General features: G+C 75.3%; 11 protein-coding genes. 5 read left to right on the top strand and 6 right to left on the bottom strand.

What is annotated here, in order from left to right; genetic code table 11:
* Positions 1 to 18 precede the first annotated feature (18 nt).
* The 5 genes from CKY47_RS35300 to eccD form a co-directional block, all read right to left on the bottom strand.
* On the bottom strand, positions 19 to 411 hold the full coding sequence (locus CKY47_RS35300; RefSeq protein ID WP_306750736.1) for a hypothetical protein: 393 nt from the start codon (positions 409 to 411) through the stop codon (positions 19 to 21).
* 121 nt (positions 412 to 532) lie between these two features.
* A complete protein-coding gene (locus tag CKY47_RS35295; RefSeq protein WP_306750735.1) occupies positions 533 to 823 on the bottom strand; it encodes a hypothetical protein in 291 nt (96 codons plus the stop codon).
* Between the two features lie 78 nt (positions 824 to 901).
* Positions 902 to 1,201, bottom strand: coding sequence for a hypothetical protein (locus tag CKY47_RS35290; RefSeq protein WP_306750734.1), 300 nt, complete (start codon positions 1,199 to 1,201; stop codon positions 902 to 904).
* A 32-nt stretch (positions 1,202 to 1,233) separates the two neighbouring features.
* Positions 1,234 to 2,568: a type VII secretion protein EccB gene (gene eccB / locus CKY47_RS35285; RefSeq protein WP_306750733.1), complete on the bottom strand. Its 1,335-nt coding sequence runs from the start codon at positions 2,566 to 2,568 to the stop codon at positions 1,234 to 1,236.
* A gap of 133 nt (positions 2,569 to 2,701) precedes the next feature.
* A complete protein-coding gene (gene eccD / locus CKY47_RS35280; RefSeq protein WP_306750732.1) occupies positions 2,702 to 4,111 on the bottom strand; it encodes a type VII secretion integral membrane protein EccD in 1,410 nt (469 codons plus the stop codon).
* Positions 4,112 to 4,227: 116 nt separating this feature from the next.
* Here eccD and eccCa point away from each other — a divergent pair, with 116 nt between their 5' ends.
* The 5 genes from eccCa (at position 4,228) to CKY47_RS35255 (ending at position 14,074) form a co-directional block, all read left to right on the top strand.
* Entirely contained in the window at positions 4,228 to 8,169 is a 3,942-nt protein-coding gene (gene eccCa / locus CKY47_RS35275) for a type VII secretion protein EccCa (protein WP_306750731.1), read from the top strand.
* A complete protein-coding gene (locus CKY47_RS35270; RefSeq protein WP_306750730.1) occupies positions 8,166 to 9,347 on the top strand; it encodes a S8 family serine peptidase in 1,182 nt (393 codons plus the stop codon). Before eccCa ends, CKY47_RS35270 begins: the two co-directional genes overlap by 4 nt.
* Positions 9,348 to 9,451: 104 nt before the next feature.
* Positions 9,452 to 9,955 (top strand): sigma-70 family RNA polymerase sigma factor, encoded by a 504-nt coding sequence (locus CKY47_RS35265; RefSeq protein WP_306750729.1) that lies wholly within the window; start codon positions 9,452 to 9,454, stop codon positions 9,953 to 9,955.
* Positions 9,956 to 10,077: 122 nt separating this feature from the next.
* On the top strand, positions 10,078 to 10,437 hold the full coding sequence (locus CKY47_RS35260) for a DUF1304 domain-containing protein (RefSeq protein ID WP_306750728.1): 360 nt from the start codon (positions 10,078 to 10,080) through the stop codon (positions 10,435 to 10,437).
* A gap of 157 nt (positions 10,438 to 10,594) precedes the next feature.
* Positions 10,595 to 14,074, top strand: a complete 3,480-nt coding sequence (locus tag CKY47_RS35255; RefSeq protein ID WP_306750727.1) for an ATP-binding protein — start codon at positions 10,595 to 10,597, stop codon at positions 14,072 to 14,074.
* A gap of 8 nt (positions 14,075 to 14,082) precedes the next feature.
* Here CKY47_RS35255 and CKY47_RS35250 read toward each other — a convergent pair whose 3' ends face one another.
* On the bottom strand, positions 14,083 to 14,814 hold the full coding sequence (locus CKY47_RS35250) for an IolE/MocC family protein (protein WP_306750726.1): 732 nt from the start codon (positions 14,812 to 14,814) through the stop codon (positions 14,083 to 14,085).
* Between the last annotated feature and the right edge of the window lie 17 nt (positions 14,815 to 14,831).

The following is a 14,831-nucleotide window of genomic DNA, read 5'->3' as shown; positions in this document are numbered from 1 at the left end:
GGGTGGTCGGTTACCGGGTCACTTCATCGGCATCGGCACCGGCGAGACGCCGGCGCCGCCGCCCACGTTGAAGTCCGGGTACTGGGCGATGAAGCCGGCGGCGTCGTACGTCGCCAGGTCGTTGGTCTCCTTGAAGACGCCCTTCGCCGCGACCAGCGCGTTGCGGAACTTCACGATCGCCTGGCGCAGGCTCTCGTTCTGCTGCTCGACGGACCCGCCGAACTCGCGCCCCTTGTTGAGCAGCTTCACGGCCGCCTCGAACCGCGGCTCGCCCGGCAGGACGGTGAAGTCCGCGTCGAGCGTCATGTCGTCGGTGGTGGTCGCCTTCCTCTCCAGGCTCGTCTCCAACTCGTTCATGGCACTGATCAGCTTGTCGTACATCGCCTCGTCGAAGGTGATCTTCGCGGTCATGGCGACGCCTCCTCTCGGCCGTTCTCGGGGTGGACGGCTGTTCTGGGTGGACGGCTGTTCCGGGGGACGACCGGGTGGGGCGCCGGGAACGCGGGAGGTGTTCCCGGCGCCCCGGGCTCGGTCAGCTGAGCATGATCGTGGCGCCGCGGTTGTCGCCGCCGCCGAAGATCTCGTGCACGTTGATCGACGCCATCGTGTTGGTGTTGAGCTTGGTCTGCATCTCCTGGTAGGTCCTGTTCCAGTTGGCCTGGAGCTCCAGCCAGAGCGGCGTGGCCTGGCCCTTGGTGGCCGAGGAGATGTTGTTCAGGACGGTGTTCAGCTCCTGGAGGATGTCGCCCGTCGTCCTGACGTGGAGGAGGAGCTGCTCGTTGAGGTCCAGGTAGCCGTTGTTGTTGATGTCGAACGAGGTCATGGTCGTGCGTCCTCTCGTGCGTGGTCTGCGTGGTCTGCGTGGTCCGTGGGGCGCGTGGTCCGTGGGGCGCGCGGCGGGTCAGCCGGCGGCGCCACCGGCCGCGGCGTCGGCGTCGGCGTTGGCGGTGCGGTTGACCTGGAGCAGCTGGTTGGCCTTGTCGTTGAGCGTCCTGAGGTCGTTGACCACACGGCTGAAGCTGGAGTTCCAGTCGCCCAGTGCCGCGGCCAACCGGATACCGGAGGTGGAGTTGTTCACCGTGGGCAGCTGGCCCGCGATGCCCATCACCTGGTTGTTGACGCTGCCCATCTTGTCCAGGGCGGCACCGGTGCCGCTGATGATGTTCACCAGCATCGCGTCGTCGTAGGCGAATTGGGACATGGTGGTCTCCTCGGTCGTTGCGGTGAGGTGGTTCAGGTGATGCGGTCGAGCACGGGACCGGTCGGCAGGAGCGTGAGCAGGTCCGGGGGGACCGCCGGCGCCGAGTCGACCGGGAGCCCGAGGGCCGCGGCGGCGTCGTCGTTCGCCACGGGGAACTTGGCACCGGTTTCGGTGACGAGGTAGGTGCTCGCGCCGGCGACGCCGGGCGCGGGCCGGGTGCGGACGAGCAGGCCGGCGCCGGGGGCGACCTCGACGCGGTCCGCGACGCGCTCGTCACGGGTCACGCCCTCCGGGTCGGCGCCACGGCCGGGACCGCTCGGCGGTGGCGCCACGACCAGCGCGGCCGTGTCGTCCGACCACCGCACGCAGGCGACGTCGTCCCCGGCGAGCACCGGTGACGGGGGCTCGGGCGGCAGTTCGGCCTGCCACGCCGGTGCCGGGAGCACGGTCTGCTCCGCCAGCTCGGCGGGCGTGATCCGCAGGGCCGGGAGGCCCTGGGCGGCGGGGTCGGCGGCGACCAGCGCGGCCACCGCCCCGGTGACGGGGACCAGCCCGTCCGGGGCGACGACGAACGAGCCGCCGCCCACCGCGTCGGGCACCGACACGAACTGCCCGACGGTGGTGGGCCGACCGCCCACCGCGGGTCCCCGGCCGCCGCGCCGCACCTGCGGGGCGCCGAGGTCCGGGCCGGCGGGCAGCACGTTGAGCCAGGTCGCGTCGACGTCGAGGGCGCTGTCCGGGTCCAGGCCGAGGGCGCGGGGCGCCCACGGGGCGGTGACGCGGAACCTGCGGTCGCGCCACGCCAGGTGCAGCTCGCCGTCGACGCGGACCAGCAGCGCCCGGTCGGCGGGCACCTCCGCGGTGCCGGCGGCGGGGCCCACGGTCACCGAGACCAGCGGACCGTCCTCGCCGGTCCCGGCGCACACCGTCCACGGCTGCGGGGCGGGGGCCGTCGGGATCGCGTCCGGCGCGCCGAGGATGCCGATCGGGGTGCCCTTCGGCGTACCGTCGAGGTCCTTCGTGCGCACCTTGGCGACCTTCATGCCGGCGCCGAGCACGAGGCGGGCGGAGGCGTAGTTGAGGACTGGGCGCAACCTGCCGTCGACCAGGAGGTACCGGTTGCCGGTGTCCCCGTCGACGACGAGCGAGCCGGCCTCGCGCCACTTGGTGCCGCTGCCGGAGGTGAACAGGCTCGCCACCAGCACGCCGGCGATCACCAGGCCGCCGACCGCGATGCCACCGAGCACGCCGGCGGACGTCCGCCGCAGCGGGCGGTCCGGTGCGTCCGGGTCGCTGCGCAGCACCGCCGAGTCGAGCCGGCCCACCAGGAAGCTGTGGGCCTGGACCTGTTCGCGCCTGTCGTACACCGGTCCCCTCCTCTCCTGGGTCGTTGATCCGGTCGGGCTGGTCGGGGTCGCTCTCTCCCCGGTCCTCCGGGGTCCCGCCGGGGAATCCGGACGGGCCTTCTACCGGGATCACGCGGCCGGGGTGCGCAAGGGTTCACGCGAACGCGGTCCGGATGAGCCCGTAGACCTCGGTGAGCGAGAGCACGAGTGGGATCACGGCCAGCGCGCACACCCAGTGCGCCAGGTCGCCCCACCGGCCCCAGCGCGGCACGAGCCTGCGCCCGGGCAGCACGCGCCCGCCCGCGAACGCGGCCAGGGCGAGCAGGAACAGCCCCACCAGGACGGCGACCCACCCGGCGGGCGGGAGCACCGCCGCCCAGGCGCACGCGGGCGCGCCCAGGCCGGTGATCCCGGGCACCAGGGCGGACAGCCGGTGCCGGGTGCCGTTGAGCTCGCGGGCCTGGAGGAGCAGGACCCCGGAGACCGCGACGGAGAACGCGGCCGCGTCCCACGTCGTCGTGGAGCCCACCACGACCAGGCCACCGGTGAGCACGGCACCCAGCGCGACCAGCGCGGCGGTGAGGTAGGAGTCCGCGCGGCCGGCCCGGTCGAGCACGTCGCCGCTGGGCAGCGGGTCGAGTCCACGCTGGAACTCCTCGGCGCTCGTCGGGACCGGTTCCACCGCCAGCCCCGAGAGCCGGGCCGAGGCGGTGGGGGCGGCCTTGGTGAGCAGCAGGGCCACCGTCACGACGATCGCCGCCGAGCCCGCGCCGCCGAGCCCGCCCAGCGCCGCGGCGCCGGCGCCGGCCGCCGTGAGCGCGCCCGCCAGGGCCACGGCCGGGAAGACCGGTGCGGCCGGGGCCGCCACGCCGTGGACCGCGCCGGCGGACACGGCGACGGCCAGGCCCGCGGCCAGGGCGCCCGGGCCGGTGAACCACTCCCCCGGCGGGGCGCCGCCCACCGGCACGGCCAGCCCCACGACCGCCGCGGCCGACACCGCCGACCCGCCCAGCACGACGGCGGAAGCGCTGTCGCCGAACGCGCGGGCGGACGCGGCGGAGGCGGCCAGCAGGCCGAGCGCCAGGCCGCCCGCCGCGATCACCACCGCCGTGCCCGACGCCGCGAACGTCGTCACCGCCACAGCCAGCAGCGAGCACACCGCCACCAGCGCCACACAGGCGCGCCGGGTGAGGGCCGCGGTCCACCGGTCGTCCCTCCTGGACAGACCGGTGTGGACGCCGTCGACGAGGTCGTCGAAGTCCACCAGCGGCAGCAGGTCGTCGCGCGGTCGCAGGTGCAGCAGGTCGCCGTCGAAGAGCCCGGCGGCGGCCGTGCCCCGGTCCTCGTCGAGCGGGGGTTCGCCCAGGCGCTGGAGGACCCAGCCGCCGTGGGCCAGGCCGCTCGTGGCCAGCGCCGGGTCCAGGTGGCCCAGCACGGTGGGCATGAGGTCGGCGATCGGGACGTGGGCGGGGACGGCGAGCTCCACCCGTGACGTGGGCCCGCAGATCGTGAGCCTGCACATCTCGCCGGAGCCCGCGGTCGCGGCGGGCTGAATGGTGGCCATGTCCCGGTCACGGTTCCGGCGGGCCGGAGGGTTCAGCGGTGGTCCGGTGAACCCTCCGGTGGGTCGGCGCACGTGTAGTGGGCGGGAGGGAGTTCCGACCGAAGGGGCCGAGTGCGATGACCACCACGCTGTTCCGCAGGCAGGGCCGGGAGCAACCGCCTGAGATGCCGGGCGGCGAGCTGTCGCTGCAGGAGCCGCCGGTGCTGCCGGAGAGCGCCGGCGGCGGCATGGGCCAAGCCCTGATGATGCTGCCGATGATGGCGGGCGGCGCGGTGATGATGATCATGATGATGGGCCGCTCCAACATCGGCATGGGACTGGGGATGGCCGCGATGATGGGCCTGATGGCGGTGGGCATGGTGTTCAGCCAGGTCGGCCGCGGCGGGGCGGAGCGCCGCAACCGGATGCGCGGCGAGCGCCGCGACTACCTGCGCTACCTGGGGCAGACGAGGGTGCAGGTCCGCTCGGCGGCCCAGCGCCAGCGCACGGCCCTGGCCTGGCGGCACCCCGACCCGGCGGGCCTGTGGTCCGTGGCCATGACCAACCGCCTGTGGGAGCGCCGCGCCGCGCACGCCGACTTCGCCGAGGTGCGCGTCGGCGTCGGTTCGCAGCGGCTGGCGATGACCATGACCCCGCTGAACACCAAGCCCGTCGCCGACCTGGAACCGCTGTCGGCCCGCGCGCTGCGCCGGTTCATCAACGCCTACACCACCGTCGCCAACCAGCCGACCGCGCTGTACCTGCGCGGCTTCGCGCAGGTCCGGTTCGCGGGCGAGGAGGGGGCCGTGCGCGACGTGGTGCGCGCGCTGCTCGCTCAACTGGTGGTGTTCCACTCGCCGGAGGACCTGCGGGTCGCGGTGTGCGCGAGCGCCGACCGGGTCGCGGACTGGGACTGGGTCAAGTGGCTGCCGCACGCCCAGCACCCGACCGAGCAGGACGGCGCCGGGAGCGCGCGGCTGCTGGTCGGCGGTCTGGACAGCCTGACGGAACTGCTGGACGCCGAGTTGTCACCCCGCGCCCGGTTCGAGTCGGGCGCGTCCCCCAGCCGCGAGGAGCCGTACGTCGTGGTCGTCCTGGACGGCGTCGAGGTGCCGGTGGAATCGCGGCTCGCGGGCGCCGGCTACCGCAACGCGGTCGTGCTCGACGTGTCGGGCGGCCTCGGCGCGACCGGCGGCAAGTCCCGCCTGCGCCTGGAGGTCACGACCGAGCATGTGCACATGGTGCGGCTCGACCGCACCGGTCAGGAGGTGCGCACCGCCCTGTGCGCGCCGGACCGGCTCAGCCCGACGAAGGCCGCGGCCCTGGCCCGGGTGGTCTCGCCCTACCGGCTCGGGGGCACCACCGAGGTGGCCGAGCCGATGGTCGCCGACTTCGAGCTGCCCCGCCTGCTGGGCGTGGGCGACCTGGACGAGCTGGACCCGACCGCGCTGTGGCGCACGGGCCTGGGGTCCGACCGCTTCCGCATCCCGCTCGGCATCGCCGAGGATGGGTCCACCGTCGAGCTGGACATCAAGGAGTCCGCGCAGGGCGGCATGGGCCCGCACGGCCTGCTCATCGGCGCCACCGGTTCCGGCAAGAGCGAACTGCTGCGCACGCTGGTGCTCGGCCTGGCGATGACGCACTCCTCGGAGGTCCTCAACTTCGTCCTGGTCGACTTCAAGGGCGGCGCCACCTTCCTGGGGCTGGACCGGCTGCCGCACACGTCCGCGGTCATCACGAACCTGGCCGACGAGGCGCCGCTGGTGACCAGGATGCAGGACTCGCTGCACGGCGAGATGATGCGCCGCCAGGAGCTGCTGCGCTCCGCGGGCAACTACAGCTCGCTGCTGGACTACGAGCGCGCCCGCCTGGCCGGCACGCCGCTGGACCCGCTGCCGACGCTGTTCCTCATCGTGGACGAGTTCAGCGAGCTGCTGGCCGCCAACCCGGACTTCGCCGACCTGTTCGTCATGATCGGCCGGCTGGGCCGCTCGCTCGGCGTGCACCTGCTGCTGGCCAGCCAGCGCATCGACGACGGCCGCATGCACAAGCTGGAGAGCCACCTGTCGTACCGGATCGGCCTGCGCACGTTCTCGGCGATGGAGAGCCGCTCCGTGATCGGCGTGCCGGACGCGTACCAGCTGCCCAGCGCCCCCGGCAACGGCTACCTGCGCAGCGACGTCGCCACGCTCGTCCGGTTCAAGGCCGCCTACGTGTCGGGCGAGCACCGCAGGCGCACCCGGGAGCAGCGCCAGGAGGAGGTGCGCCGGCAGGTCGTCCCGTTCCGCGGGGCGAGGCTGCCGATGCCCCCGGCCCCCGAGGTCGAGCCGACCGTGCACACCACCGAGAGCAGCGGTTCCGTGCTCGACGTCGCGGTGGACCGCCTGGTGGGCCAGGGCCCGCCCGCGCACCAGGTGTGGCTGCCGCCCCTGGGTGAGCCGCCGTCGCTGGACCAGGTGCTGCCGCCGCTGGTGCCCGACCCCGACCTGGGCCTGACAGCCGCCGGCTGGCCGGCCCGGGGCGGGCTCGTGGTGCCCGTCGGCGTCGTGGACAAGCCGTTCGATCAGATGCGCGACCTGTACCTGGTGAACCTGTCCGGTCCGGGTGGGCACGTCGGCATCGCGGGTGGCCCCCAGGCGGGCAAGAGCACCCTGCTGCGCACCCTGATCACCTCGCTCGCCCTCACCCACACCCCGAACGAGGTGCAGTTCTACTGCCTGGACTTCGGCGGCGGCTCGCTGTCGGTGCTGGACGGCCTGCCGCACGTCGGCGGCGTGGCGTCGCGGATGCAGGCCGAGCGGGTGGGCCGCACGATCGCGGAGGTCCAGGGCATCCTGGCGCGCCGCGAGCAGGTGTTCACCGAGCACGGCGTGGAGGGCATGGGCGCCTACCGGGCGCGCCGGGCGGCAGGCGAGTTCGCCGACGACCCGCACGGCGACGTGTTCCTCGTCGTCGACGGCTGGGGTTCGCTGCGGACCGACTTCGAGCAGCACGACCTGACCATCCGGCACCTCGCCCAGCGCGGCCTGTCCTACGGCGTGCACCTGGTGATCACCGCCAACCGCTGGTCGGACGTGCACAGCGCGCTGCGCGACCAGCTGGGCACGCGCCTGGAGCTGCGGCTCGGCGACGCGATCGACTCCGTGATCGACATGCGGACCGCGGCGCTGGTGCCGAAGGCACCCGGACGCGGCCTCACCCCCGACAAGCTGCACTTCCTCGGCGGCGTGCCGCGCGTGGACGGCAGCGGCGGCGTCGACGACCTGGCGGACGCGACCCGGGAGCTGGTGCAGGCGGTGGACGAGTCCTGGTTGGGGCCGTCCGCCCCGGCGGTGCGGATGCTGCCCGCGGTGCTGCCCGCCGCGGAGCTGCCCGAACCGGCGCCCGGACCGCGGGTGGCCCTGGGCGCGGGCGAGCTGGACCTGCTCCCGGTGTGGCACGACTTCTCCCAGCAACCGCACCTGACCGTGGTCGGCGACAGCGGCAGCGGCAAGACGGCCGCGCTGCGGCTCGTCGTGTCCGCGATCCCGAAGCTGTACTCGCCGGCACAGGCCCAGGTGGTCGTGGTGGACCCGCGGCGGACCCTGCTGGAGAGCGTCCCGGAGGAGTACCGGCGCGGTGTCGCGGTGTCCGGCGCCGTCGCGGCCGAGGTGATCCGCCCCGTCGCGGCGGAGCTGAAGGAGCGCGTCCCCGGCCCGGACATCGCGCCGAGCCGCCTGCGGGAGCGCGACTGGTGGTCGGGTCCGGAGGTGTTCGTGGTGGTCGACGACTACGACCTGCTGATCGGCTCGCTGGGCGGTCCGCTCGACCCGCTGGTGGAGCTGCTGCCGCAGGCCGGCGACATCGGCCTGCACGTCGTGCTCGCGCGGGCCGCCGCCGGTTCCGGCCGCACGTCGATGGATCCGGTCGTGCGCCGGCTCCAGGAGTCGAACACCCCGGAGTTGGCGCTGTCCATGCCGCCGAACGAGATGCCCCTGCTCAACGGGGCCAGGGGCCGTCAGCTGCCGCCCGGACGGGGCCTGCTGGTGACGCGCCGCGAGGGCACCGGCCTCCAGGTCGGCTGGGCGGAGGAGTCGTGACGCGGGGGGCGCGGGTGCTGCCGGCCGCCGTCCTGGCCGCCGTCCTGGCCGCCGTCCTGGCGGTCGGCCTGTCCACCGGCCCGACGCCGGGGCCGACCGCGCGGGCGCAGGACCGGTGCGCGGGTGCCGAGGACCGGGTGGTCGCGGCCGAGTCGTGGGGTCAGCGCAGGATGGGCGCCGCGCGCGCGTGGCCGTTGACCGAGGGCGCGGTGGTGGTGGGCGTCGTGGACACCGGCGTGAGCGCGGGCGCCCCCGCCCTGGCGGGCGCCGTGCGGCCCGGCACGGACCTGCGCGGCGGTACCGGGAACACCGACTGCTCCGGTCACGGGACGTTCCTGGCGGGGCTGCTGGCGGCCAGGCCGCAGGAGGGCACCGCGTTCACCGGGGTGGCGCCGGGCGCGACCGTGCTGCCCGCACGGGTGACGGACGAGCCGGCCGAAGTGGACCCGGCGCGGTTGGCCGCAGGCATCCGCGCGGTGGTGGACGGCGGGGCCGGGGTGGTCGCCGTCGGGCTGGTGACCCCGTCCGACCACCCGGAGCTGCGCGCCGCCGTGGCCGCGGCGGTCGCGAGGGACGTCGTGGTCGTGGCGTCGGCCGTGGCGCGCGAACCGGGCGCCACGGCGTACCCGGCCGCGTTGCCGGGGGTGCTGGCGGTCGCGCCGCTGGGCGAGGACGGGCTCGTGGCGGGCGTCGCGCTGGGCGCGGAACCCGCGCTGGCGGCCCCGGCCACCGGGCTGGTGGGGATCGGTCCCGCCGGCAAGGGGCACCGCGCCGGTTCCGCGCCGGAACTGGCCGTCGCCTACGTCGCGGGCTCGGCGGCGCTGGTCCGCGGCTACCACGCCGACCTGTCCGCCGGCGACGTGGCCGACAGGTTGCTCGCCACGGCGGACCGGGTCTCCGGCGTGGAGTCGCACCCGCTGGCCGGGCGCGGCGTGGTGGACCCGGTGGCCGCGGTCACCACCCTGCGCACGACCCGGACCGCGCCCCCGCCCAACGTCGAGCACCTGGTCGTGCCCCTGCCGCCGCACCGGGACCCCGGACCGGCGAGGCGCGCGCTGTGGTTCGGCCTGGCGCTGCTCGCCACCGCGCTGGTGGTCGGCGGCGGGGCGCGGCTGCTCGCGCTCAGCCGGCGCCGGAGTGGGGATTCCCCTACCCCGGAGGAGGGGGAGGTCCCCTGAGATCGGCGGGGACCTCCCCGCCCCGCAGAGGGACAAGCCCACCGATTTTTTCCTCGCGCGACGCGACTCTCTTCCCATCGGGAACGTGATCGGGAGGAAACACCATGTCCGCCTTCGAAGAGCTCGTCGAGGCCCACGGCTCCGCCCTGCTCGGCTACGCGAGCCGCCTGACCCGGGGGGACCACCACCGCGCGGAGGACGTCGTCCAGGAGACCTGGCTGCGGGCGTGGCGCAACCTGGACCGGATGACCGAGGACCGGGGTTCGGTCCGGGCGTGGTTGATGCGGGTGGCGCACAACATCGTCGTGGACCAGTACCGCAGCCGCCGGGCCCGTCCGACCGAGGTCGAGATGCCCGAGGGCGACCCGACCAGCGTGCCCGGCCCGGCCGACGAGGTGCTGAACCGGGTCGTGGTCGGCTCGGTGCTGGAGGCGCTCCCCCCGACCCACCGCAGCACGGTCGTGGAGGTCTACTTCGCCGACCGCACCGCGGCCGGTGCTGCGGAGGTGCTGAGCGTGCCGGTCGGCACGGTGAAGAGCCGGGTGCACAAGGCCCTGCGGGTGCTGCGCGCCGAACTGCCCGCGCCCGCCGCCCTGGAAGCCGCCTGACCTCCCCCGCGAGTCGACGCCCGCCACGAACCTCCCGCGCACGACTCGCACCGCCTACCCCGAAGTGCACCCCTCTCCGTCCTAAGGGGAAGAACGCGGTGGCGCGGCGGTACGGTCCGGCGGTGCGCATCCTCGCCGACGCCCTGACCGCCCTGGTGGTCCTCGTCCACCTCTACATCGTGGTGCTGGAGATGGTCCTGTGGACCACCCCGCGTGCCCGCGCCGCGTTCGGGACCACCGAGGAGTTCGCCCACGAGGCCAAGGCCTTCGCGGCCAACCAGGGCCTGTACAACGGATTCGTCGCCGCCGGCCTGGTCGTCGCGATCGTCGCGCCCGACCCCGTCGGCCCCGCCTTCGCGGTGTTCTTCCTCGTCTGCGTCGTCGTCGCGGGTGCGTACGGGGCCGCGACGGTCAACCGCCGCACCCTCTTCGTGCAGTCGGTGCCTGCGGCACTCGCCCTGGCCGCGGTCCTCGCGGCGTGACGGCGCGTCGCCCCCGGCCCGGCGGTGCGCGACGTCCCCCCCGCACCGCCGGGCCGCGGCTACCGCCGGCGAGCGGGGCCTGTGCGCGAAGATCCCCGGAACGGATGATGAACGCGCTCACCCGGCACACGTCCGTCGACGGCACGGAGGCAACGGCATGACGGCAACGACGGACAGCGCCCTGCGGGTGGAACTGCTCGGCCCGGTGCGCGCCTGGGCGCGGCCGCACGAGGAGGTGGAGCTGGGCTCCCTGCGGCCCCGCGCGGTGTTCGCGGTGCTGGCCCTGCGCGTCGGCTCCGTGGTGCCCCGCGAGGAGCTGATCGACGGGGTGTGGGGCGAGGAGGCGCCGCCGACGGCCGAGGGCAGCCTCTACACCTACGTCTCCCAGCTGCGCAAAGCCCTCGAACCGGATCGCCGGCGCGGCGTCGCGGCACGGCTGCTGGTGTCCGTCGGTTCCGGCTACAGCCTGCGCGTCGACCCCGGCGACGTGGACGCCGTGGCCTTCGAGCGGCTGGGGGAACGGGCGCGGCGGCAGCTGTCGGAGCAGGACGCCGAGGGGGCGCTGCGATCGCTGGACGCGGCGCTGGCCATGTGGCGCGGCGACGCTCTGTCCGGCCTGACCGGGCCGTTCGCGCGAGCGCAGCGGCAGCGGCTCGGCGAGCTGCGGGTGGCGGCGCGGGAGCTGCGGGCGGAGGCCGCCCTCGCCAACGGGCTGCACGCAAACGTGGTGGCGGAGCTGAGCTCCCTGGTCCGGGAGCACCCGCTGCGCGAGCAGCCGCGCGCCCTGCTGATGCTGGCGCTGTACCGCTGCGGTCGCGGCGCCGAGGCGCTGGACGTGTACCGGCAGACTCGGCAGGTCCTGGTCGACGAGCTGGGCGTGCGACCGAGCCCCCGGCTACGCGCCCTGCACCAGCAGGTCCTGAGCGACGACCCGGCGCTGCTGCCGCCGACCGCCGCGGCGGTCGTGGTCACCCCCGCGGCGGCGTCTGCCCGCTCCTCGGTCACCCTGCCCCGACCGCAACTGCCCGGCGCCCCGGTCCTGGTCGGCCGGGAGGGCGAGGAGCGCGTGGTGCGGGAAGCGCTCCACGACGTGCGCGCCGGGCACGGCCGCGCGCTGTGGGTCGAGGGCGAGATGGGCATCGGCAAGTCGGCGCTGGTGGCCGCGACGCTGGCGCACGCGGCGGAGGCCGGGGCGCAGGTCGCGCACGCGGTGGCCGACGAGCTGGGCCGAGGCTTCCCGCTGCGGCTGGCGCTGGACTGCCTCGGGGTGCACACCCGCTCCCCCGACCCGCGCCGGGTGGCGATCTCGCGGGCCCTGCGCGACGACCAGCCCGGGAGGTCGGTCCTCGGCGGCGGCGACCCGGTCCTGACCGCCATCGACCGGCTGGTCGACCTGGTGGAGCAGCTGTGCCAGGAAGCCCCCCTGGCCCTGGCCCTGGACGACCTCCAGTGGGCCGACGAAGCCAGCATGGAGCTGTGGCACCGGCTGTGTGTGCGGGTCGACCGGCTGCCGCTGCTGCTGGTCGGCGCGGCCCGACCGCTGCCCCGGCGGCCCGAGGTGGAGCAGCTGCGCCGCGACGTGCGCGTCCGCGGCGGTGAGCTGCTCACCCCGCAGCCGCTGGACCAGGACGACGTGGCCGGCATGGTCGGCGACCTCGTCGGCGCGGTCCCCGGCCCCGGCCTGCGGCGGATCACCGCACGGGCGGGCGGCAACCCGCTGTACGTGCGGGAGGTGGCCGACGCCCTGGTCCGCGAGGGGGTCGTCCACGTCGGGGAGGGCACCGCGGACGTCGGGCCCGACGCGCTGGACCGCGTTCCGGTGTCCCTGGTGTCGGCGGTGGCGGACAGGTTGGGCTTCCTGTCGGAGGCCACGCGGGAGGTGCTGCGGTCAGCGGCGCTGCTGGGTGGCGAGTTCGCCGTCAACGACCTGGCGCTGGTGCTGTCCAGGCCGGTGTCGGAGCTGGTCAAGCCGTTCGAGGAGGCCGTCGAGGCGGGCGTGTTGCGCGACGCGGGCCTGCGCCTGGCGTTCCGGCACCCGCTGATCAGGCAGGCGCTGTACGAGGGGATGCCCGGCGGGTTGCGCGTGGCGCTGCACCACCAGGCCGCCCAGACCCTGGCCGAGGCCGGCGCCCCGGTGGAGAACGTGGCCCGGCAGCTGCTCGCCGCCGAGGGTGACGTCGCGGCGTGGGTGGTGGACTGGTTGGCGGGCGCCGCGCCCGCGCTCACCTACCGGGCGCCGCTGGTGGCGATCGAACTGCTGCGCCGCTGCACCGGCTCCACCCCCGTGCGGGACGCCCGGTGGGCGACGCTGACGGCACACCTGAGCAGCGTGCTGTTCCGGATGGGGCGCGACGTCGAGGCCGAGGAGTCCGCCCGCCGCGCCCTGCCCCGGCTGACCGACCCGGACCGGGTGGCGGAGGTGCGGTGGGTCCTGGCCTACGTGCCCTACCGCGCCTCGCGGGCCGAAGCCGCGCTCGTCGCGCTGCACGAGGCGCTGGAGGACCCGGTCCTGCCCGACGTGTGGCGGGCCCGGCTGGTGTCGCTGCTGGCGCTGGTGCAGCGCGCGGGCGTCGGCGACCTGGAGGCGTCGGCGGCGAGCGCCCGCGAGGCCGTCGCGCTGGGCGAGCGGGTCGACGACCGCTTCTCCGTCGGCCAGGCGCTGGAGGTGCTCTGGCAGGTCGACGCCGTGCGCCGGGACTACACCGCGGCGGTCGGCCACCTGGACCGGGCGCTGGCGGTGGTCGGCACCGACATCAGCCTCGCGGACCTGCGACTGGTGCTGCTGGACAACCGGATCTTCACCCTCCAGTGCCTGGACCGGACGGCGGACGCGGAAGCCGACCTGCGGTTGGCCTTCGAGATCGCGGGGCACGGCACGCCCGTTGCCGGGCTGCGCGTGGCCGCGGCAGTGCACCACTTCTGGCTGGGCGGCTGGGAGGAAGTGGTCGCGCAGATCGACGCCGTGCTGGAGGACTCGTCCGGGTTCACCGGCTTCGGGCTGCGGGAGGGCGGCCCGGTGTTGCTGCTGCACGGCGTGGCCGCGCTGGTGGCCGCCCACCGGGACGACAGCGCGCGGTTGGGCGCGCACCTCGACGCCGGGGAGAACCTGCCGCTGGTCACCGCCGCGGACCGGGAGAATTGCGACTTCCTGGTCGCGGCCCGGGCGGCGTCCGCCGACCGCGACGGCGACCCGGCGCGTGCCGCGTCCGTGCTGGGCGGCATCCTGGACACCCGCTACGCGCAGATGATGCTGCGCCACCAGTGGCTGCCCGACCTGGTCCGGTACGCGCTGGCCTGCGGCGACGCCGCGACCGCGCACGAGGCGGCCGCGGCCTGTGAGGCGGAGGCCGCCCGCGAGACGACCCGGGCCAGGGCCGCCGCGGCCGCCCGGCGCTGCCGCGGCGTGCTCGACGGCGACCCGGACGGCCTGACCGGGGTGATCGCGCACTACCGCGCGGTGGGCAGGGCGTTCGAGCTGGCGCAGACCCTGGAGGACCAGGCGGTGCTGCTGGCCCGCCGCGGGCTCGTCACCGAGGCGGACGGCGCGTTGACCGAGGCCCTCGCGCTGTACCGGGGGTTCGGTGCCGCGTGGGACGAGCGGCGGGCGCGGGCGCGGGTGCTCGACCGGTCGGTCTGACGGGCCGCTCACACCGGCACCGCCGCGGGGAAGCCCACGACGACCTCCCGCAGCACCCGGACGGTGCGGGACAGCTCCTGCGTCCACGCCGTGGGCACGGGGCGTCGGATGATCACCGGCACCTGCCGGCCCAGCGCCCCCAGCGCGATCCCGACCAGTGTCGGATCGTCGGGCAGCGACCCGCCGGGACGTCGGGGCGCGTCAGGGCGTCGGGGCACGTCAGGGCGGCCGACGTGCAACTGCTCCAGCCGGTCGCCGAAGCGCCGGGCGAAGCGCTCGACCAGGTCCGGTCCACCGGCGGTGAACGCGTGCGCGACGTCCAGGCAGAAGCCGGCCTCCGGCAGGGCCCGGAAGATCCCGTCCAGGTGTTCCGCCGCGCTGCCGAAGCGGTCCGGCCCACCGGTGTTCCCCACCATGACCCGACGGCCCGGCCCGCGCCACGCGTCGACGTCGCGCACCCGGTCGGCGTGCACGACCAGCGGCAGGTCCAGCGAGCCCAGCCGCTCGGCGGTCACCCGCTCGTCGTCGTCGGTGAACCGGGGCGCCTGCACGGTGACCCGCTCGAAGCCGTCCAGGTCCAACAGCGGCAGCTCGCCCTCCAGGTAGGGCAGCAGCCCCGCGTCGTCGCAGCCGATCTCCAGCGCGTCGCCGCCGTGCGCCTGGTTGGCCAGCACCGCCAGGCGGTAGTCGGCGGGGCTGAAGCAGCGGCTGGAGAAACCCACCGCGGCGGCCTCGGACATCTCATGCTCCTCGTACT

The sequence above is a fragment of the Saccharothrix longispora genome, from assembly GCF_030852425.1.
Taxonomy (GTDB): Bacteria; Actinomycetota; Actinomycetes; order Mycobacteriales; family Pseudonocardiaceae; genus Actinosynnema; species Actinosynnema longispora.
This window is presented reverse-complemented; position numbering and strand designations above follow the sequence as displayed.